This is a genomic window from Microcoleus sp. AT9b-C3 (assembly GCF_036705485.1).
Lineage (GTDB): Bacteria > Cyanobacteriota > Cyanobacteriia > Cyanobacteriales > Microcoleaceae > Microcoleus.
On record NZ_JAUBUR010000002.1, the window covers coordinates 67,675 to 89,032 of the forward strand.

Sequence of the window (21,358 nt, forward strand, 5' to 3'; positions counted from 1 at the left end):
CTTTCAGACTACGAACTCAAAACAGTCCGCACTATTGTTCATAAACAGCGTTTAATAATTTTTAGTTACTTTCACTACATTTTTGATTAAAATCTGGTTTCCGGGTGCCTAGGGGTGCACCTTACTCAATCGCTAGGGTTCGCACTACTAAATCTTCCGGCTGCGCCCCCAAGTACCTTACAACATAAGAGTTAGAGGTTTAACTCTTAAGAACGATGGCGACAGATCTACCAAATTGTAAAAATCAATACTAATCAAACTTATAAGTTCTGAAAACAAGGTATTCATGGCCGCTGCAATTGAATTCAAACTCTTCGCTCCCAACAACAAAGCAGCTACACTGCTCGGCTCGTTTTCCCAATGGGAAGAAATTCCCTTAGAAAAAGATGATACAGGCTATTTCCGCACTAACATTAAGTTAGAAGACGGTAAGTATCAATACAAATTCCGAGTTCAGTCGCAAAGTCCCTGTTATGAACCGGACGAATGGGTAGAAGTCAATGACCCCTACGCTACTGAAATTGACCGCACTACTAATACAAGTACAGTTCGCATCAAAGCAGGCGCGCGAATTATTGATACCTATGTTTGGCAGCACGACGACAAAGAACTCCCTAATAATGAAGAATTAGTCGTTTACGAACTGCACGTTGCTGATTTTTCCGAGTCCGATGGTTCCGACAGTTGCAGTAAATTCCAGCAGGTGAGGGAAAAATTAGATTATCTGTGCGATTTGGGGATCAATGCGATCGAACTAATGCCAGTTAATGAATATCCGGGCGATTATAGCTGGGGCTACAAAGTCCGCGATTTCTTTGCCGTAGAGTCCAGCTACGGTGCAACCGCAGATTTGAAGCAATTGATTGACGAGTGCCACGGACGGGGCATTCGGGTGATTCTGGACGGGATTTATAACCACTGCGATGAAGAATGTCCCTTATTGCTAATCGATCGCAATTATTGGTACTACCGCGACAAACACTATCCCGAAGATCCCGCTAACTACTGGGGCCCGGAGTTTAACTACGAAAACTTCGACCCCAAACTAGACATTCGTCCCGCTTGGAAATTCATCGGCGATGTCGTTAATTTCTGGATTCAAGAATATCATATCGACGGCATTCGCTACGATGCCGTGCGGCAGTTGGACAATCGAGATTTCCTACACTGGATAACTCGTGAAGCGAAAAAAACCGCCGGTAACAAGCCATTTTACAACATAGCAGAACACATTCCCGAACTTCCCGAACTCGTCGCAGCAGACGGGCCGATGGACGGGTGCTGGCACGAAAGTTTTCGCATTTTTGCCATAGAAAATCTGGCGGGGAAGACTTTCGATATGGAAAAGCTCAAGCAAGTTCTAGAACCCAAACAACAAGGCTATCAAACCACAACTAATGTGATCAATTATTTAGCCAGTCACGACCGTGACCACTTGCTGGCCGAAGCCAGCTTTCGCGATATCGATCGAGAAGCTGCTTTTAAACGCGCTAAATTGGGAGCGGTTTTGTTAGTGACAGCAGTAGGAATACCGATGCTGTGGATGGGCGAAGAGTTTGGACAATCCACTGGACAAACTCCCAACCAGCCGAATAAACTACAATGGTCTTTGTTGAAAAATCAGCCCAATCATGAGTTGTTGGAATACTACAAACACGTGATTCGGCTGCGGCAACATTTGCCGGCACTTTATACCGAAAATATTGAATTCATCCACGAAAATCCCGAAGCCAAAGTGCTGGCTTACTATCGCTGGAGCGATGAGGGAACGCGAGCAGTAGTTGTCGCTAATTTTTCGGATACTTATCTATCTGGTAACAGCATTCCTAAGTTTCCGGCGGGAACTTGGCACGAGTGGATGTCTAACAAAATAGTAGAAGTTGGGGAAGAAGGGTTTAAGTTTGATTTGCCAGAATGGTCAGCGCAAGTATTTGTTTGAGAGCGGAAGAATTATGTCTGCAGGCAGATGATCGGCACAGTTGTACAACAGTAAATTGTATTTAGGATGGGCGCTCCAAACTCAACAAACTGGGGTTTTTTACCTAGGTGGATGGCTGTAACGATACTTTTTAGTAAAAAAAACTCGGTTTCTGCATCCAAGAGTGCGATCGTAATTCCTGGTATTGAGAATAACAATTACAGGGCGACTTGCCAACCGTGAATTAACACGTCAATTAACACGTCAATTAACACAAACTTTGTCGGAGGACAAACTCTATGGGCTGGCTAAAAAGATTGTTTGGTTTAGAAAAACTTGAAAATCAAGAAACAGTTGACGCTCCTGCTTACCAAGCGCCTGTAGCTCAATCTCAAGCTCAAGCTCAACCTGCTGCGAGCGCTCAGACAATCCCGCCGGAACGCATGGGCTTGAATGGAGAATACGATCAAAGCGGTTTAGCTAAACGGGTGGCTCAGGCTTTCGATGCAAATCCAGATGTTGCGGATATTGACACTGTTTATGTGGCTCAACTTGGCACTACGGTGGTTCTCAAAGGTACAGTTCCCAGTCAGGAAATTGTCAACAAGTTGGTGACAATTGCTAAAGGTGTTAAGGGTGCAACTGGGGTGGAAACTAATGAAGTTACTGTCGGATAACGCGACGATTATTTCTAATAGCTAGCAGTGAGGAGTTAACAGTTAACTTAACTGCTAAATGTTAACTCCTAACTGTCTTTTTTATCTCTCATGGTTTCAATAAAAAATATGACAGGGGAAACCTTAGAACCTACTCGCGGGAAATTAGAACGGACTCTTTCGCAGGGAATTCAAGCTTTGTACCGCTCTCAACTCGGACACCCAACGAGTCAGGCGCTCTGCAATCTTTTGGATAACAAATTGATAATAGTTGTCGAAAATGGGCTGACTCAACCCGAAAAACTGCTAGCTCAGAACGGTCAGCAAGATTTGGCGTTGCAGGTGCGGACACAATTAGAATCAGTTCTGGAATTGCCACTGAAAGAATTAATCCAAAAGGTTTTGGGCGTGGGAGTCGTTGATTTGCTCCGCGATGCGACCTTGGAGACGGGCCGCACTGGAACGATCGCAATTTTGGACTCTGCACCTCAAGTTCGTGATTCTAATTATAAATCTAAAACTCAACCAAAACCATTTGAGAGTTGAGATGCTGGCGGATAACTGTTTCTAAATCTTTGATGTTAAAAGGTTTGGAAAGGTATTCCACGCAGCCGGCTTGGAGAATTCGAGCGCGGTCTTCGGGTTTTGCTAGTGCTGTGACAGCAACAATCGGAATATGTCTGATTTCGGGGTTTTGTTTGACGCGCTTTACTACTTCGATACCGTCTATATCCGGCAGGCAAATGTCGAGTACGATTAGGTCGGGAAGTCGATCGACCGCTGCTGAAATAGCTGCGTACCCGTCAACTGCTCCCACGCAGTCGCAGCCGAATAAATCGAGTATTTGTGTCAGCAGTTCTAAGTTGTCCGGATTGTCGTCTACAGCCAGCACTAAAGGGCGCTTGTCAACCGGGGGTTGAGCGCTAGTGAAAGACGAGGATTCCAATTTATTGTTCCAATGAGGGTAGTTCATAAATGCCGATCGAAACGATCAAAAAAGTTGTCTCCGAGGCATTCTTCAAGTGGCGCTGCGGCACTTGAAACAGATTGGCTCGTATTTGTTGTAGCTTTCCGATGACCCATTTTTGGTCTAAGGGGATACAATATCGCTACAAGCTGCGGGCGAAACGACCGCAGTTGATTAACCCGATAGCATCTGCTTAATTCTACCTCTCCTAGCGCCAATTACAAACAGAGGCGCTCTTGGTGCGTCAGCCTTGGTAAAACTACGCAATAACTATGAAAAGTCTTACCAATAAAGCATCCTCGCTTAATAGCATTCAATAGTGGCGACAGCTTTTTAGGATATTAACCACATTAGATGTGGGTGCCAATACGTGGATCTACCTAAAGGAAGATTCTAACGGAAACTTAATTTTCCTAACTTCCACCTGCTGAGAGATACTTGATTACTCTACTTTAGACTTCAATGTTTTTAAGTAGTAATCATCACAATTTAAGCCAGTAAAAAAATTCAGTTTTTACATGAGCTTTACCGGATATTAACCTAGGAGGTTTTAATGACAATTCCAATCAGAGACGACCTGACTTACATTTTGCTCAAAAAGATTGGCAGCGGCAACGGCAAGGGAGAGTCGGAAATTAGGAACGCAGCGGAAGAATACGTCGGTCACCCGGTGGCGGAAGCGGAATTGCTCGGTCATTTGGACTACCTCAACCAAAGAGAATTTATCAAAGCTCAGTTTAGTGGCGAGCCTTATGGAGGAACTGAGGTATTGCCGCCTTTAGTCGCATTTCAAGAAGCTGAGTTAACAGAAAAAGGTCGCAAACTGTTACACAAAATGGAGACGAATCCTCCGACATCGCTCCACCAGGAAGGATCGGCAGTTCCTATCGCTTCAAAGGATATGCCGTTTTTGGAAAAAGTGATGGTAAACGGTCACTTGGAGGATATTTTTGATGCCCGCGACATTACCGAAGTAGTGTACCGGGTCATGCGCGATGTGATGACAAAAGATGCCATCGAGCACGTGGAATCTGAATTGCACAAAGAAGTTTTGCCTACGGATGACAAAACCCTGCAACAAGAAATAGCAGACCTCTGGAAAGATACAAATCCGCTGGTGGGATTGCTCAGCCGCATACGTCAGCCTTTGACCGGCCCGCCTGCACCTGCGGGGATCGATGGCAATTTGTTTGCACGGAGGGTGGAACTAGAAGGCTCACTTCCTTCGGGAGTAAAACCGGAAACTGCGATCGCGGCTGTATTTTCTGCCACGAAGGATGAGCTGTCCGAGGAGCGAATTCAGGAAATAGCTGGCTTTTTGCCCGATAGAATTCGGGGAATTTGGGAGTCGGCTTAACGCCATATTTCCAGGTATAAATACTTACCAGCCGGGTTGACGACCCAGCATTCTGCGCTCTTGAGCCAGAATGCTGGTTCATCAGCCCGGTTTCTCTTGATCTCTTGCCTTGTAACTCTGCAATTGTTTTGTAGTAAGAACTTGAGTCCCGATCGAACTCGATCGGACTTTCGTCCTCACTACTTGTCAGATCGTTCTTTCCTTGCCTTGTAAGTGCGGTAAAAAACCCGGTTAATCACCCAAATTTGTCTAAAAAGCCGAAATATCTCCAGAAACCGAGTTACTCGCTCTTGGGTTGGGTCAAGCCCCTAGACGGAGCGAAAGTGTTGTAATGTATAATACAGGGCAAGTTAAGACTGTGGCTCGCAAAAATGCTGTCAACAGCCCGGGAGATCAAAAGGCATGACCCGCACCAAAGTTAGACAAATGTCACGATCGACTTTAAAACAAGAGATTTTACTCAATCGAATTACCAATCGCATCCGCAACTCTTTAGAACTTCAAGAGATTTTGACGACAACTGCGCGAGAAATCCGCAGCTTTTTAGATAGCGATCGAGTAAAAGTTTATCGCTTTGAGGCCGACGGTAGCGGTGAGGTTATTGCTGAGTCCATCAACGGCGACAAGTTGCCCTCTATGCTGGGTTTGCGCTTTCCACCAGGCGACATTCCCCAAAGTGCTCGGGAAATGTTTCTCAAAGCGCGGCAGCGAGTAATTGTAGATGTGGAATTGAAGCATCAAACAATTAATCGGTTAGATTGTCCCGAAACCGGCAAAACTTTAGCAGTTGAAGATATTAGCTATAGTCCTGTAGACCCCTGTCACGCTGAATATCTGAAGGCGATGGGGGCACGTTCTTCTCTGACGGTGCCGATTGTGCATCAAAATCAGCTTTGGGGGCTGTTGGTGTCTCACCACAGCCAACCGAAACGATTTAGCGATCGAGAATTGAAAATGGTGCAGTTGCTTGTGGATCAACTTTCAATTGCGATCGCCCAATCTTTTCTGCTGACTCAAGCTAGACAGCAAGCGCGTGACGAAGCCGTTATCAACCAAATTACCAGTTTGCTGCATTCTCCTCTGGAACTCAACGAAATTCGGAAAGCAGTTCTCGAACAAACAGTCAAGCATTTGCATGGTTCGGGAGGGCGACTCTACCTTGCGGCCGAGTTTGGCGATCGACCTGCTTTGCTTTATACCTGTGGCCAGCAGCCCGCGGACATTGACCTTGAACTCAGCCCGTTTTGGCAGCAGATCATGGGGTTTGAAAACCAAGGCGATCGAGCACAAACTGCTAATCATACTAGCCAATTAGGTATTGTTGAAAATCTCTATTCCCATCATTACAGTTCAATTGACAGCAATGTTTCCACTTTTATCGTACCGCACTTGTACGCAATTTCCGATATTTCTAAAGAACCTCAACTTAAATCTGTATCTGCCAATTTAGTCGCAGCTTCCATTCGATCATTTTTGGCAGTACCGCTGCAATACCGCCAACAGTGCATCGGCTGTCTCACCGTTTTTCGCAGCCCCATACAAACCGAAATTTTGTGGGCGGGCCGTTGCAGTTCGGACGCCCGGAACGATCGTCCCCGACAATCCTTTGCAGCTTGGAAAGAAATCAAAACAGGCGAAGCTCAAAAGTGGACTAGCGAAGAACAGAAGCTAGCACAATCTTTAGGAACTCACCTGTACATGGCTGCAATGCAGAGGCGCGTTGAGGCGATGATCCGACATCAAGCTTCTCACGACCCATTAACCGGTTTACCTAATAGATTACTGTTTAATGAAAGGCTGTCTTTAGCTTTAGCTAGCGCCCACCAAAATGGAGAAATGCTGGCCGTAATCTTTCTAGATTTAGATAGATTTAAAAATATTAACGATACTCTCGGTCATCCAGTGGGCGATTTGTTGCTGCAAAGTGTATCTCGGCGTTTGACTCACTGTTTGCGCGTGGGGGATTCGATGGCTCGTTGGGGCGGAGATGAATTTACTGTGCTGCTTTACAATATCAACACCCCGGAGGAAGCAACTAAGATTTGCCAGCAAATTATCCAGAGTTTAAGTAGTCCTTTTGATTTTGAGGGTCTGGAACTTTATACTAAGGCTAGCTTGGGAATTGCTTTGGCTCCTTACGATGGAGAAGATGCAGAAACTTTGCTAAAAAATGCTGATGCTGCGATGTATAAAGCTAAACAGAAAGGTCGCAATAATTATCAGTTTTATACGCAGGCGATCGGCAGTAAAGTCTCCGAGGATCTTAACTTAGAAAATCATCTTTACAAAGCTCTAAAAAAATCTGAGTTTGTCCTGTACTATCAACCGCAAATAAACTTAAAGACTGGTAAAATAGTCGGCATGGAAGCTCTGATTCGCTGGCAGCATCCCGAACGCGGTTTGATTTCTCCCGATCGATTTATTCCCTTAGCTGAGGAAACAGGATTAATCTGCCAAATTGACGAATGGGTGATGCGGACTGCTTGCTTGCAAAATCGAGCGTGGCAGTTACTGGGATTGCCGCCGATGCGGATAGCGGTGAATTTATCAGCCCGCCAGTTTCTGCAACCTCACACAGTACAAATCATCGCTGAAATTTTATCAGAAACCCAGTTAAATCCCGAATATTTAGAAATAGAAATTACCGAAAGCATTGCCATGACAGATGTGAGCTTTACCGTGTCGGTATTGCAGCAGTTGCAGGACATGGGAATTCACATTTCTCTGGACGATTTTGGAACCGGTTATTCTTCGCTGTGGTCTCTGAAAAACTTTCCCCTCAATCATTTAAAAATAGACAAATCTTTCGTGGCCGACTTGGTGACAGGCAGCAGCGGTGCTACTATTGTGAAACTGGCGATCGCCTTGGGACAGGGCCTGAATTTACAGGTGATTGCTGAGGGAGTGGAAACAGCAGAACAGTTGGCGTTTTTGCACTCGCATCACTGCGATATGGGTCAGGGTTACTTCTTTAGCAAACCCATACCGGCGGCGGCTATGACCCAATTGTGCTTAGAAAATCAATGTGGGAAATAATATCGATTCCGGTTGCACCGTCCGTGATTGTTGACTGTTGACTCACAGTGAACAGTCAACAGTCAACAATGATAAGGAGTGCAACCGGAATCGATAGGACAAGTTACTGCCAAACAAACACTTTAGCTTCGTATTCCGGCAAGTCAATCATAATATTGTCATCCCCAGATTCAATATCATAATTACCTGTCCATTCGTGCCAAGTTCCGTTTGCCGGGAAGTGGGGAACGCTGTAACCTGCTAGATAATTTTCCGACATATTCGCCACTACTACCACTCTCGAACCTTCATCGTTCCAGCGAGTGTAAGCAAAAACTTTCGAGTCGGGGTCTTCGTGGAAAAAGTCGATGTTTTCTGTGTAAAGTGCTTGGTTATTTTTACGCAGGTGAATCAAGCCTTTGTAGTATTCCCACAAACCTTTATTCAGGTCATTTCCTAGCAGCGTCCAGTCAATTTTAGCTTGCTCAATTGTTTTGGCTTTGTATTCGCCAAATTCTTCGCCCATCCAAATCAGCGGCACGCCAACTGCTGTCATTAACAGCACGGTTCCCAACTTCGCCCGCTTGAATGCTGCTTCATCCAAAATGCCGCGCTCGCCCAATTCGGCAAAAACGCGATCGTGGTCGTGATTGCTCAAATAATTGACTACATTCGTAGCACCCAAGAAACCTTGCCGCTTGCAGTCGATTACCTCTTTGAGCCGTTCTAAATCAAAATTGTCCCCGCAGAGTTGTGGAATTATGGAATGATAGAAACTGTCGTGCCAGCAGCCGTCCATCGGCCCGTCTAAATTGGTGATGCTGGGATTTTCGGGAATGTATTCGGCAACGGTATAAAACGGTTTGGGACCGGCGACATTTTTGGCTTCTTGAACTACCCAGTGCATGAAATCGTAGTTAGCAATTTGTCGCGCTGCGTCGAAACGAATGCCGTCGAGATGATATTCTTGAATCCAGAAGCGGACTGTATCGCCAGCAAATCTGCGGGCCGGGTAAGTGTCTAAGTTTTCGTCGTAGAATTCGTAGTTAAATTCCGGGCCCCAATTGTTGTCTGGATCGCGGGGTTCGTGGTGATACCAATAATCGTGATCGATTTGAGTGAGGGGGCTCGATGCTTCCGAGTGGTTGTAAATCCCGTCGATGATGACGCGAATGCCGCGCCCGTGACACTCGTCTATCAGGTTTTTGAGTTCTTCTGTGGTTCCGTAGCTGGACTCGGCAGCGAAGAAGTAGCGGGGGTTGTAGCCCCAACTGTAGTCGCCTGGGTATTCTTTGAGGGGCATGAGTTCGATCGCGTTGACGCCGAGTTCGACTAGGTAATCGAGTTTTTCGACAACGTGCTTGTACTTGCCGCGGGCGAAGGGATCATCTTCCCCGCCGGAAAAGTCAGCAACGTGCATTTCGTAAATCACTAATTCCCGATCGGCCGGTAGCGGTTTATCGTCGTGTCTCCAGACGTAGGTATCGATAATGCGATCGCCATCTTTGATCCGAACAAGGCCGTTTTGAGTAGGATCGTCGATGTCAGTCGCGTAGGGATCGACTATATCTACCCACTGATCTGCTTCCAGAAACCAGCTTTTCGACTGAACGCGAAATTTGTATTGATAAACGCCATCCTCCAACTCAACTCGCGTGCGGAAATAACCCTCTTCGTCCTTTTCCATCGGAATCTCTTCCCAATTAGAAAAAGAGCCAATCAAGGCAGCTCCTTTGTTATAGGGAGCAAATAACTTGAATTCAATTGGGGCGGCCATAATACCTCTTTCTAAAATATTTCAGTAGCAGTTGATACTTTTAATTTCGCAAATTTAAGCGAACTCAGCATCGCTCTGCGGATATAATTTCTTTAAGACTTAAGTATTCCTAAAAGTATGTTATTCTTCCCTCTGCCTGCGCCTTTTCTGAATTGATCTCGCGCAATATTGGCAGTGCGAGCGAAATTTATCTAACTGGGGCTCGCTCAACAATAAGTATTAGTAATTAGATGTTTTTTTAACATCTACCTTAAGGTAGATTTACTGGTTAGAAGATTAAAAAAATATCTGTACTGGGATAGATGCGGACTTAAATTATATTATTTTTTAATACCCAACATTAACCAACTGGTACGCACTGCGTACCCTACCAGAGCGGCAATAATTAGTTAGTCGGTGCGCAGTGCGCACCCTACAAGAGTGGCCGTAAGGTGCGCACTGCGCACCCTACTTTTAACTTGATTTTGCCTGATAATAAGGCTTCATCCAACCAAGCCAGAACGCAGGGCAAGAACGGCAGCCTGAGTGCGGTCATCAGCGCACAACTTGTTCAAAATATTGCGGACGTGAGTCTTGACTGTACCGACAGTAATGTAAAGCTTTTCGGCGATTGCAGCATTGCTGTAACCCTGCACGATTAGTTCCAAAACCTCTAACTCTCGTTCGGTTAAAGGGTAAGTCTCAATGATGTGACTAAACTCCGGTTCAGCCGCCTTAATTGTGACTCTTTTGCCCTCAGCCTTCGGTTCTTCCGGCGCAGGTTCCTGAGTGCGAGCTTGTTTCAGGACGATACGGGCGATCGCCGGATCGATCCAAGAATTACCTTCGTGAGTTACTTTTACTACATCTAATAACTGATCGAAGCTAATATCTTTCATGCAGTAAGAGTCAGCTCCAGCGGCAAAAGCTGCCAGAACTTCTTCTTCATTGTCCTGAAAAGTCAGAATCAAAATTTTTGTATCGGGATCGGACTCCGCTACCGATTTTTTGAACTTTTGTGTAAGTTCAATGCCATCAAAATCCGGCAACCCAATATCTACAATTGCCACGTCAGGTTTTGAAGACTGAAGCAGTTTCAATCCCTCTGTAGCGTTAGCTGCATCGCCAACAACTTCTATGGTGTCACGCTGTTGTAAAGCTGTGCGGATGCCGACTCTTGTCAGGTCATGGTCTTCTACCAAAGCAACGCGAATTTTACTCATCTTTCTTCCAAATAGTCCGCTAAACTTTTAAAATATCGTCAACTGACTCAGCTAAACTGAGTAAATTTGAGAATGTGTCCTGATTTAGGGTTTTACAGGCTGCACATCATTTTTAAGCATACTCATGCAGCCGCCAAGAATGCAAGTTAATTTTTAAGTTATTTTGCGGCGATGCCTGCACGAGCCTTCCTCGGGACAGGTAAGCTCTCAATGTTTTAACAGTTTAACTGAATTATCTCATTGTCCGCCCGTTGATAGAGGTAAAGATATCACTACCCAGATAAATTTAAAGTATAAAAAATTTTGATGCACTTGGCACGTCAAAATCAATAAAGCTAGCAGCACGAGTCTTTAGCCGGTGTTAGGGCTCAAGTCCAATGCTTATTTATATAACCTGTTATGACTCAGTATGACCGCAATAAGTCTTTTCAGTCGGAGTTTTCCGACTCTGAAATCTTACACAAAGTATCTGAAATAACATCCCCCCAACCGCAAGTTGGCGATTGTGAAACTCAGGACGATCGCCTGCGGTCGGCAATTCCTCACATAGTTTGGAAAACAAAGGCCGACGGCTGGGCGACTTATTTCTGTCAGCGCTGGGAGGAGTACACGGGCGTACCAGCAGCAGCAGCTTTGGGTTTCGGCTATCTGGCGCAGGTCCACCCAGAAGACCGTCCTCGTCTATTGGCGAGATCGCACATTTCTGATTTCCCGCCGCCAAGCTACGAAATTCTATTTCGTCTGCAGACGCGAGAGGGCATTTACCGCTGGAACCTGGCCAGAGGAACGCCCGCTAATGTAGACAGTCAGGAAGTTTTGGAGTGGGCGGGAACCTACACCGAAATCGACGCCATCCAAAAAACTCCAGCCGAACCCCAAGCAGAACCTGAATTTTTACCCGATCGTGTGCCCTCGAAAAACAATTTTACAGTAAAACATTGGTGTGAAGCCCGGACGGTACGGGACGGGGAACACGAGTTGCACGCGATCGATCGATTTACAAATCTGTTAAGCCAGCGCGCGGGTAGCTTGTGCCAGTTGTTGCAAGGCATTGCGGATGCGACTGTAGAGGCGATCGCAGGAGCGGAATTTTGCCTAGTTGCTCTCCTGGAGTACGATTGCAGCGGCCTCAAAGTCAGCGCTGTCGGGGGCACGGACAACTTTCGTGAGGGCAAAACCCCGCACGTGCAAAACAAGCTGCTGTGGAAAGCATTTGCGACGGGAGAGTCTGTACTGTGGCGGTCGGAGTGCGGTGACGGCTGGCTGCCGGCGGCGGCCTGTGCTGCGGCGATCGAGTCGGGGCCAAGCGGGCGTTTGGGTGTGTTGGCCATCGGCAACGGCAAAGACAGCAGGGCGATTAACGCCCATACTCAGCAACTGCTGGCGGTGATGGGAAAACAAGCTGCGATCGCGATTAACAACGCGCTGGCGATCGAAAAATTAAAAAAGCAGGAACAGCTTTTAGACTTGCAAAACGAGCTGCTAATTCGCCAGCAGGAAGAACTAGAAAAGCAGGGGCGACGCATTCAACAGCAAAAATTGCAACTGCTAGAAGCCACCAAGTTAAAATCGCAATTTTTGGGCATTATGTCCCACGAATTGCGAACTCCCATGAATTCGATTATCGGCTTTTCCCAATTGCTGCTGCGCCAGCATAAACAACTGCTGACCGCCCAGCAAACAGAGATGGTGGGGCGCATTTTACATAACGGCAAAACTCTGCTAATGCTGATTAACGATATTCTCGACCTCTCCAAAATCGAGAGTGGTCGCACAGAATTAAAAATTGAAAAATTTAATTTAGCGCATTTAGTAATGGATGTCGCGCGGGAATTCGGAAATCAAGCCACCGATAAGAACGTGGCATTGTCCGTCAGCGTCTGCTTGCAGGATCAGTTGATAGTTAATGACAAGTTACGCCTGCGGCAAATTTTGGTGAATCTGGTTTCCAACGCCGTTAAATTCACACATGAGGGCAGCATTTACATTGAGGTGCGGGAATTAAATTGCGATCGGCTAAGTATCATGGTTCGGGATACAGGAATCGGCATTTGTGAAAAGGATATTCCCCACATTTTCGACAAGTTCCATCAAGGCGACCAAAGCACAACTCGCCAATATCCCGGCACCGGTTTAGGACTAGCTATTTGTGCTTCTTTAGTCAAGATGATCGACGGTACAATTACTGCCGAAAGTCAACCCAACAAAGGTTCGATATTTCGGATGGAATTCCCGCGAAAAGTTTACCCTAAAAAACTCACTGGCTGACTGAAGACCTTTTTATATTTCTCAGCAGAGCCTATTTTAACTGGTCATACAAAAAATTTCGTCCCTCTCTAAGACACGAAAGAATAAATATGAGTAAGAGCAAAAAAAGGTTTTACCTACTCATTATAGCGGTAGGGTACACCTCGGCGCACCCTACATATAGAAGTTTTGGGTAATTCCTTTATTCTTGAGTCCCTCTCTGCTAGGAGGAGAGTTTCTGTAGGATAGGTTGCAACAGCAGACTCTTATCTACAGACTAGAAGTTTTCCCTACTTCCGCCTGAGTAGCAATTGGTTTAACATCGGTGTAGCCCATATTATTAGCTACGTCGCGCAGCACTGTAATTTGCTGTTCAAACTCAAGACCTTCTATTTGACCCAAAACGCCATTGACAGCCTCAGTTGCCTCATATCCTTCGGGGATATCGACAATTGTTTCTCCCATACCAATAGCCCAAGCATACCAAACCACCAACTGATTGTTAGCAGTTAAAGCTCCGTAAGCGTGAGAATACGGCGTGTCGTCGCGGTTGACAATACCGCGCATTATATTCAGTTGTTGGTCATGGGAAAGCTTGTAAAAATCATCCAGCAGCATGGGAGCTAATTGTGGGTCGGCGGCGGCGGGAGCGGCTGGTGTAACTGAGTCTCCCATTTTTTCATAAACAAAATAGAGCAGCGCCAGTTTTTCATCTGTACCCAACCCGTTGATTGCCTGAACGATGTTTTGAGTGTCGTTGGAGAGAGAGTGAGGATTGGTCGCGGCGGGTGAGTTCATAAATAAAATTCCTTAAAAAATGTTTCCAGAATATATAAGTATCAAGATTTGTAAGTGCAAGTCACCATCCCCTAGAGGTAATACGATTTGAGGTTTGAGATTTGAGATTTGAGATTAAACAATGGGGAATGGGTGAGTATGTATGGGTTGGGAGCTTGCCTAAAGCTGCATTCTTTTCGGAAAGTGATGTAATGTTAAGGCACTAACCTAGAATAAATCATCCTTAAGATAGAAGCCAACGATACATCTGCGGGTAGATGAAAAAGCCAGGGAGTAAAGTAATAATTGATACAGTGAATTGTTAAATAAAACTAGCAAGGAGTCGGCTATGTCTCAAATCAATACAGAAGTCAATAACATTGAAAACTTTGATGCTCAGCAGATCACTGAAAGCGCGGAAGCTGGAGAACAAAAGTTGCCGACCGTTGATGTATCAGCAGATTACGAAGCTTCAAAAGAATTCAGCGTTAGTGACATCGATCGCACTGGTGCCGGCGCCCAAGCTGCCGCCGCTGCAACTGCACCTAAATTTCCTATTCCCGCTGCTCAAGATAATATTGCAAAGCCGGCAGATACAAGCGGCAATCCCAATGATTTTCGTTCGATGGCTCAGGAAATTAAGCCTGCTGGTACACCGGGCGAAGTTACCGACGATTTGATGCAGAAAGCGATCGATCTTGGGACTCCTGGCAGTTAATTTAGAAATTCTCCATCCTCGATGCAAAACCTCTGTATTGTAGGGTGCTGATGCCCCGCCTTACCCCTATAATTCCCGCGTCAAATCACGTTTTGCATAAGTTCTGAATTGTCAAGTGAGTGCAGGATAAGCTGCCATACAGTAGGGACACAACAATGTTGTGTCCTTAAATCGTTAATTTTTAGTGTCCCTAATCGCTTAGTTTTAAGTCGATCGCCCGACAAATTTTCCCGACAGTGCGATCGCCCAAAATTTCAATTACTAAATCCACGCGATCGCCCTCCAGCATCGACTTAATAAATAACTCTGGATGCAGCGCTTTCCAGAAATATTCAACAAACCCATTAATTTCAGCTTCTGACATTCCCGGCTTCCCCGCCGCCATCATTTCCCGTTCCGCCTGATTGCGCCACACTTGAGAAAGGCGATAATCTTGGGGATACAAAACCATCAACCGATCTAATCGGTTCCACAGCGGCAAATAGTCGTGCAGCTTCGCATTCATATCGCGCGCAAACTGACAGTCGCTTTCTGTGGAAATGGGAAACGGTGCAGTCGTCAAAAACTCGTTCAATTTGGGCTCAATGACTGGATTCACGCCGACAAACCAACCTTCAAAAAGTACAATATTCGCACCGGAAATAATTTCTGGTTGACTTCTATCTCCTGCACCTCCATAGGCAGATTTGTCAAACCTGGGAATTTCTATATTTTTATTAATTATATCGGGTTTTAGGGCATCTGATTTGGGATTGTCAACTGCTGCTAAATTGTAAGTTATAGAACCGCGCAACTTGTCTAAAACTGCAATTCCCAAGTCAATATCGTGAGTACCGGGAGGGCCGCGCCAAATTAAACGCGGGTCTGCTTTTTGGAGTTGTTGGCGATCGGCATAAGTCTTGTAAAGATCGTCTAAAGAAAGGCTGACAGTAGAATATCCCAATTTTCCCAGAATCAGCCTCAAAACTTGGCATAAAGTAGTTTTTCCCGTTCCTTGCACTCCTAAAATTCCTTGAATTAAAGGACGGTTTAAACTTTGTTTTGCATCCGATAATTGCATTGCCAGCGGCAGCCACAGATTCCACAAAGTTTCGAGGAAAACAGTTGACTTTAGCGGGAAAGTATGCAGTTCGTCAAGAAGAGAAAAGAATAAATCGGTTTTGCAGCGGACAACATCGGCTACATTGTCGGCAGTAATGCCAAAAGCGCGCGTTAGCGAAGCCCTCGAAGAGGATTGCACATCATCCGCAAGTTCCCAAAAAGCCAGGTGCTCGAAGTCGGGCGCGATCGGGCGATCGCCCGCTTGCCACCGATGTAAAATTTCAATAGGGGTTACAGTCGATAGATCCATATCCTAAAAACTCTCTATGCGGGGGCGGGTTTTGTACAAATACTATCTGCAATTGACAAATATTTGACCCCACCCAACAACGAATACAAGCCCCAACTCCGGTCGTGGAGAGTTCAAAAATTCCGACCCTAGTTCAAATTAAAATTTTTTAAGATCACGTTTTTATAAATACTATCTACAGCAGACCAATATTTCACCATTTTTTAAGAACCTAGTTTAAAAGCCTCCACAAATAAATTGTAAGTCACGCCAATTTTCAGAGCATAGAGCATATCCACCCAAAAAGAACGGGCTACAGGCCGCGGGCTGCCGTAAACCAGCCAGCTCGCGAACTCAGTCAACAACACCAACAGCCCGGCCGCGATAATATCCCAATCCGCAGATTGTCCGGCGATGGTCGAAATAGCTGTTCCCAAAAAAGTGCCGAACAGCAGGCTAATTAGCAGGAGCGAAATCCGCCGCCAAGGATTGCTCAGCCAGCCTCGGAAGCGATCGCCCAGAACATCAATTAATCTGTTAATTCGGGTATTCTGCATAAAAGTTATACGATTTGAGATTTGAGATTTGAGATTTGAGATGCGGAATTACTTATGAATATTGGGGTTGGGAGTACGGGCTTATAGTGGTACTCTTTTTTTCAACTGCTATTAAAAGCTATACCGATGAGTAAACAAATGCCCGTCCCGACCAACTCCAAATTCTTACCGGAGTCAGTATGTCGCCATCTAAAATCTCAAATTTAACATCTAAGATGGTATTGAGCGAGCGGCGACTTATAGCCGAGAACGGTCAAGTAATTTAAGTGTAACTGTATCTTGTCGCACAGCAGACCCTGGTTTTACATTAAAAATAGTTAACACTAATTTCGGGTGCAGTCTATCCTTTAAGCCTAAAATCTATGAATCTTAAAATTTACCAGATCGTAATTGGAGTGTCGATCGTCCTAATTACAGGAATGTTTCTAGGACGTTTTGAAATCACTATCTCCAACGGTTCAAATCCTTCCAGCGATTGGCCCTCACAAGCCACCGCACTCCCCCCAATACCCCCCGTTTCCCCAGTCGCGACAGCTTCAGCAGACACCGCCAGCGAGCCCAAGCCCGACTCAACACCAACCCCCCCAGATCCAGAGGAGGAATTGCTTTCCTCAGTCCCTGTAAATGCTAAAGCCTCCGGCCTTTTGCGCGTCAGCAACCGCAGCGAACACCCAGTGCGAGTGGCCCTGCTGTCGAAACGGCAAGCCAAGGAATCCTATGGAAAACCCGCGCACTGGGATTTTGCGCCGGGGGAAGGCGGTGGCAAGGGACTGATGCTATCGCTGCCGGAGGGCAAGTTAAAAGTCAAACGGGGAGACATTCTGGTGGTTTTTGCTCAGGATGGTTCTCGTCGCTACTGGGGGCCTTTCGTCGCCGGGGAGACACCCTCGCCGGCTTGGAACAGCACAGCCGGAGAATGGCAATTAATTTTGCAGCCGTGAACGCTTAGCTGCCGGTGCCGAGATTTTGGTCGAGAAAGCCGGTTGATACGGTTTTATTGAGAATGATGCCGCTATGGGAGTTAACCTCAGATAGCGGCATCATTATATAGCGGGATCATTATAAGGAACAGGCTTTCAGGCCTGTTCGACAAAGAGTGAATTTTCTTGTGGCGAGTAGGGTTTGGGCAGGAGATCCCGCCCATGAAAGCCTTGTTGAGAATGGTGCAACATCTCTGTTTAATCGGATTCGATCGAATTGGGAGTTTCGAGAATGCGAATCTTTCGGTAGACTCTCTATGCGAGCTAAAATTTTAAATCTAAAATCGCAGGAAGTTTGGGTGAAGGAAGTTATTAAAAGTTTGTCAGAGTTTAGAAATCGCCCGCTCGCACCAAAGCTGCTGTCGCTGTTGTGGCTGTTCGCGATCGCCTGGGTAGGTTTCTTGTGGAATCTTGGTAACATCGGTTTAGTTGACGAAACGGAACCGTTATTTGCCGAAGCTGCGCGTCAAATGACGGTGACAGGGGATTGGATCACTCCTTATTTCAACGGCGAAACAAGGTTTGACAAGCCGCCATTGATTTACTGGCTGATGGCGGTGGCTTACCGCACTCTGGGCGTTAACGAATTTGCCGTGCGTCTTCCCTCGGCTTTGTGCGCGATCGGTCTGACTTGCCTCGGATTTTATACCTTATGGAAGGAAGAAGGAAGTTCGGCAACGAGCAATGTACGGGATTTAACGGATGTCAGGAAGCAGGAAGAAGTTCGATCGAAGCCGGAAGAAGAAACAGAGAATCAAAACTCAAAACTCAAAACTCGCCGTCTCCCAATCTTTTTTTCTACTCCTTGGATTGGTGCGGCCCTAATAGCTTTAAATCCCCACACTATTGCCTGGGGACGGACTGGCGTTTCAGATATGCTATTAGTCGGTTGTATGTGTTCGGCACTGCTCGCATTTTTCCTCGGTTACACTCTAGAAGAACAGAGAGAAAAAGCAGAATTTTCCACTGTTTCCGCTTCCCGATTTCCCAATAAGTGGTATCTGACTTTTTATGTACTAATTGCCTTGGCAATTCTGGCTAAGGGGCCTGTGGGAATTGTCTTGCCAGCGCTGATTGTTGGCAGCTTCGGGCTTTATTTGGGAAATTTTCGGCAACTTTGGCGCGAAATGCGTCCGGTGTCGGGAATCTTGATTATTCTGGCGATCGCCCTGCCGTGGTACATTTTCGTTATTTTAGCCAACGGTCAAACTTATATTGACAGCTTTTTTGGCTATCACAATTTCCAGCGTTTTACTGGGGTAGTCAACAAGCACTCGGCGCCTTGGTATTTTTACTTTTTTGTAGTGCTAGTTGGTTTTGCACCTTGGTCGATTTATTTGCCTGTGGCGATCGCCCGCACCCGTTTTTGGCAGCGCAGTTACTGGCGTCGTCAACCGCGATCGGCTCAGTTGAGTTTATTTGCCCTATTTTGGTTCGGCTGCATCTTTGGCTTTTTCACGATCGCCGTGACCAAATTGCCGAGTTATGTATTGCCTTTAATCCCCGCCGCTGCGATTTTGGTAACGCTGCTGTGGAGCGATATTATTGCAGGCAACGAACCCGATAACAGGCGGATAAAGTTAGAAAAAAAATCAAATTCTTTACCGCGAGGGCTGTTAGTTACCTACATTTTCAATGTCGTATTTTTATTAATTATAGCCGGAGCAACTTTCTACTGCTACAACTGGCTGGGAGACGACCCCGCAATGCCCAACTTTCCCCAAGCAATTCAGCAGTCGGGATTGCTGATTGTCGGCGGTACGATTTGGATAATTACAGCGGTGGCGATCGCACTTTTACTCTGGAAGCGGCAACAGCGCTGGATTTTGGTTGCTAACTTCATCGGGTTAGTAGCATTTATCATCTTTGGTCTTACTCCCGCCTACAAAGTCGTTGATATCAACCGCCAGTTACCTCTGAGACAGTTAGCGCAGGTTGCAGTTCAACAAAAACTGCCGGGGGAAGAGTTTATTATGGTTGGTTTCTGGAAACCTAGTCTGGTTTTTTATACCAAAGAGCCGGTGACTTACTACCGAGCTGTCAGAAGGGCGATCGACTACATTAAGCAATCTAAAAACGCAAATTCTCCCTCTATTTTGCTGCTGGGATATCCAGAGAAATTTGTGGAATTAGGATTGCAGCCAAATCAATATCAATTGTTGGATAGTCGGGGCGCTTACCAACTCGCCAGGGTTCCGAGAAAAGCATTTCGATAGTGCTTATAGTGTGAACTCATACTGGTTAAACAAGGTAGAAAAATGATTACAACTAAGAATCTTCAACTACTTGCCGTCGAAAGGATTCACATAGAAGCTTTCTTACGAAGTAAAAGCGAGCTTGCAGCAATTTTAAATGTCATAGTGCCTAATAGCTGGCCTCTTTTCCCGGAAGCATTTTCGCTCCCTGCTGACGAATCTTGCGAATCCAATCCGCCTCCAACTGACTGGCACAACTACTTCTTTATTCATCCAAAAAATCAAGTGCTTGTCGGCAATGGAGGTTTCAAAGGCTCACCTGATGAGTCGGGGACTATAGAGATAGGTTATGAAATTGCTTCCGAATATTGGAATCGCGGATTTGCAACTGAGGTGGCACAGGGAATGATCGATTATGCTTTCGCTCACGAAGAGGTGAAAGCAGTCATCGCTCACACTTTAGCTGAAAAAAATGCCTCGAATAGCGTGTTGCAAAAAGTGGGAATGAAGTTCATTGCAGAGGTGGACGATCCTGAAGAAGGCAAGATATGGCGATGGCAAATAAGCAGGGATGAATATCATCCGACTTGAACTGTAAAGCCGTTTGGCTGTTTAAGCCACGGGTTTTGGCGGTAATTTGAAGGTTCTCGGTTGGAGCATTAAATCTGCCAGATTGAATAAAAGCTATAATCTAGTCACTACCTAAAACCCGAAGCTCGGAGCCTACAATGGTTTCAATTCTCTACAAACCCTCCTCGTTAATCCATGAAATTTGCATTGAAAAAGTCGATCGGTGGAAGTTGTTCAAATTTAGTGAACCGCTCCAACAGCGGATAGAACAATTGTTAGAGAAGAAAAAGGCAGATCAATTAATGACAGAAGAGGTAGCGGAACTCGAAGCCATCGGGGAATTAGATCGCATCTTTACGCACATCAATGCAATGATGGTGGCTGAAGATGTCAATCAGCGATCGTGAGTTAACTAGAGCGTTACGGAGTAGATTAGATGAATCCTGAGACAAAACAAGTATCACAGCACATGAAAGAATTTGGGCTTCATATTCTTGGGAGAGCTATTTATGATGCAACGTTTAGCGAGATGACGAGGCCTTTTGCTCATATGTTGTCGGTAGTTCATGCAGCACAGGGAGCAGAAATACTTATCAAGGCACGCATTGCTGAAGAGCATCCGCTTTTAATCTTCAAGTCCTACCCTAAATCAAATACTACTAAGGATGTATTGAGTATCAAGGAACTCTTTAAGTACGGTCGAACTTTAATGTATTCAGAGTTACCTGAAGTTCTTTGGGCGACAACTGGTTATAGAATCAAGGAATTAGATAGATATCAAAAATTTGGCGAGCTGCGAAACATCATTGTCCATTTTTCTGCCGCTCCTGATTGCGAAGCTTCCACAGAGACATTAAAATTTGCTTTGGAAGTTTTAGATTATATAGTTCAGGATTTTTGGGGTGAGAGCTTGATTTACTATTCGCAAGAATGGGAAGATGCAATCATTTCAGATAATTATCTGCAAGAACAAATTGATCGATTGAATATTCAGGTGCACCCCGACACACAGAAACAAATAGAAGTCTTGACACTCCCTTAAAATAAAATGGAGATAGAAGTCAGTAAGGGGAACGATCGCTCATAATTAAG

18 protein-coding genes are annotated in these 21,358 nt (G+C 45.6%); 12 read left to right on the top strand and 6 right to left on the bottom strand.

Going from position 1 to position 21,358, the window contains the following annotated elements; all coding sequences use genetic code 11:
- The first annotated feature begins 286 nt into the window (after positions 1 to 286).
- From QUB77_RS02065 to QUB77_RS02075, 3 genes are all read left to right on the top strand, one after another.
- Positions 287 to 1,939 (top strand): alpha-amylase family glycosyl hydrolase, encoded by a 1,653-nt coding sequence (locus tag QUB77_RS02065; RefSeq protein ID WP_333173216.1) that lies wholly within the window; start codon positions 287 to 289, stop codon positions 1,937 to 1,939.
- A 278-nt stretch (positions 1,940 to 2,217) separates the two neighbouring features.
- On the top strand, positions 2,218 to 2,595 hold the full coding sequence (locus tag QUB77_RS02070) for a BON domain-containing protein (protein ID WP_333173219.1): 378 nt from the start codon (positions 2,218 to 2,220) through the stop codon (positions 2,593 to 2,595).
- A 108-nt stretch (positions 2,596 to 2,703) separates the two neighbouring features.
- Complete coding sequence (locus tag QUB77_RS02075; protein WP_333173220.1) at positions 2,704 to 3,120, top strand: DUF2294 domain-containing protein; 417 nt, start codon at positions 2,704 to 2,706, stop codon at positions 3,118 to 3,120.
- On the opposite strand, the gene QUB77_RS02080 is transcribed toward QUB77_RS02075, so the two are convergent.
- A complete protein-coding gene (locus tag QUB77_RS02080; protein ID WP_333173224.1) occupies positions 3,089 to 3,547 on the bottom strand; it encodes a response regulator in 459 nt (152 codons plus the stop codon). The two genes, QUB77_RS02075 and QUB77_RS02080, sit on opposite strands and share 32 nt — an antisense overlap.
- Positions 3,548 to 4,094: 547 nt before the next feature.
- Between QUB77_RS02080 and QUB77_RS02085 the strand changes: the two genes are divergently transcribed.
- Both QUB77_RS02085 and QUB77_RS02090 read left to right on the top strand, forming a co-directional pair.
- Positions 4,095 to 4,898 (top strand): DUF2267 domain-containing protein, encoded by an 804-nt coding sequence (locus QUB77_RS02085; RefSeq protein ID WP_333173226.1) that lies wholly within the window; start codon positions 4,095 to 4,097, stop codon positions 4,896 to 4,898.
- Positions 4,899 to 5,300: 402 nt separating this feature from the next.
- Positions 5,301 to 7,934: an EAL domain-containing protein gene (locus tag QUB77_RS02090; protein ID WP_333173229.1), complete on the top strand. Its 2,634-nt coding sequence runs from the start codon at positions 5,301 to 5,303 to the stop codon at positions 7,932 to 7,934.
- A 103-nt stretch (positions 7,935 to 8,037) separates the two neighbouring features.
- On the opposite strand, the gene QUB77_RS02095 is transcribed toward QUB77_RS02090, so the two are convergent.
- Together QUB77_RS02095 and QUB77_RS02100 are read right to left on the bottom strand one after the other, a co-directional pair.
- Positions 8,038 to 9,690 carry an alpha-amylase family glycosyl hydrolase gene (locus QUB77_RS02095; RefSeq protein ID WP_333173232.1) on the bottom strand — a complete coding sequence of 551 codons (1,653 nt, stop codon included), beginning with the start codon at positions 9,688 to 9,690 and terminating at the stop codon, positions 8,038 to 8,040.
- A 482-nt stretch (positions 9,691 to 10,172) separates the two neighbouring features.
- Positions 10,173 to 10,892, bottom strand: a complete 720-nt coding sequence (locus QUB77_RS02100; protein ID WP_333057024.1) for a response regulator transcription factor — start codon at positions 10,890 to 10,892, stop codon at positions 10,173 to 10,175.
- A 399-nt stretch (positions 10,893 to 11,291) separates the two neighbouring features.
- Here QUB77_RS02100 and QUB77_RS02105 point away from each other — a divergent pair, with 399 nt between their 5' ends.
- Positions 11,292 to 13,160, top strand: a complete 1,869-nt coding sequence (locus QUB77_RS02105) for a PAS domain-containing sensor histidine kinase (RefSeq protein ID WP_333173236.1) — start codon at positions 11,292 to 11,294, stop codon at positions 13,158 to 13,160.
- 249 nt (positions 13,161 to 13,409) lie between these two features.
- On the opposite strand, the gene QUB77_RS02110 is transcribed toward QUB77_RS02105, so the two are convergent.
- Positions 13,410 to 13,937 carry an orange carotenoid protein N-terminal domain-containing protein gene (locus tag QUB77_RS02110; protein WP_242716741.1) on the bottom strand — a complete coding sequence of 176 codons (528 nt, stop codon included), beginning with the start codon at positions 13,935 to 13,937 and terminating at the stop codon, positions 13,410 to 13,412.
- A 328-nt stretch (positions 13,938 to 14,265) separates the two neighbouring features.
- Here QUB77_RS02110 and QUB77_RS02115 point away from each other — a divergent pair, with 328 nt between their 5' ends.
- Positions 14,266 to 14,634, top strand: coding sequence for a hypothetical protein (locus QUB77_RS02115; protein ID WP_333173240.1), 369 nt, complete (start codon positions 14,266 to 14,268; stop codon positions 14,632 to 14,634).
- A 190-nt stretch (positions 14,635 to 14,824) separates the two neighbouring features.
- Here the strand turns inward: QUB77_RS02115 and QUB77_RS02120 are convergent, their stop codons facing one another.
- Together QUB77_RS02120 and QUB77_RS02125 are read right to left on the bottom strand one after the other, a co-directional pair.
- Positions 14,825 to 15,985 carry a glycerate kinase gene (locus tag QUB77_RS02120; protein ID WP_333173243.1) on the bottom strand — a complete coding sequence of 387 codons (1,161 nt, stop codon included), beginning with the start codon at positions 15,983 to 15,985 and terminating at the stop codon, positions 14,825 to 14,827.
- Between the two features lie 203 nt (positions 15,986 to 16,188).
- Positions 16,189 to 16,521, bottom strand: a complete 333-nt coding sequence (locus tag QUB77_RS02125) for a DUF565 domain-containing protein (protein ID WP_333173246.1) — start codon at positions 16,519 to 16,521, stop codon at positions 16,189 to 16,191.
- A 362-nt stretch (positions 16,522 to 16,883) separates the two neighbouring features.
- Here QUB77_RS02125 and QUB77_RS02130 point away from each other — a divergent pair, with 362 nt between their 5' ends.
- The 5 genes from QUB77_RS02130 to QUB77_RS02150 all read left to right on the top strand — a co-directional run bounded on the left by QUB77_RS02130 (position 16,884) and on the right by QUB77_RS02150 (position 21,308).
- Positions 16,884 to 17,462 carry a hypothetical protein gene (locus QUB77_RS02130; RefSeq protein WP_333173249.1) on the top strand — a complete coding sequence of 193 codons (579 nt, stop codon included), beginning with the start codon at positions 16,884 to 16,886 and terminating at the stop codon, positions 17,460 to 17,462.
- Positions 17,463 to 17,758: 296 nt separating this feature from the next.
- The gene (locus QUB77_RS02135) at positions 17,759 to 19,717 is read left to right on the top strand and encodes a glycosyltransferase family 39 protein (protein ID WP_333173252.1); all 1,959 of its coding nucleotides are present in this window, start codon (positions 17,759 to 17,761) and stop codon (positions 19,715 to 19,717) included.
- A 42-nt stretch (positions 19,718 to 19,759) separates the two neighbouring features.
- On the top strand, positions 19,760 to 20,287 hold the full coding sequence (locus QUB77_RS02140) for a GNAT family N-acetyltransferase (RefSeq protein WP_333173255.1): 528 nt from the start codon (positions 19,760 to 19,762) through the stop codon (positions 20,285 to 20,287).
- A gap of 137 nt (positions 20,288 to 20,424) precedes the next feature.
- On the top strand, positions 20,425 to 20,673 hold the full coding sequence (locus QUB77_RS02145) for a hypothetical protein (protein ID WP_333173257.1): 249 nt from the start codon (positions 20,425 to 20,427) through the stop codon (positions 20,671 to 20,673).
- Positions 20,674 to 20,702: 29 nt separating this feature from the next.
- Positions 20,703 to 21,308, top strand: a complete 606-nt coding sequence (locus QUB77_RS02150) for a hypothetical protein (protein ID WP_333173259.1) — start codon at positions 20,703 to 20,705, stop codon at positions 21,306 to 21,308.
- The last annotated feature ends 50 nt before the right edge of the window (positions 21,309 to 21,358 follow it).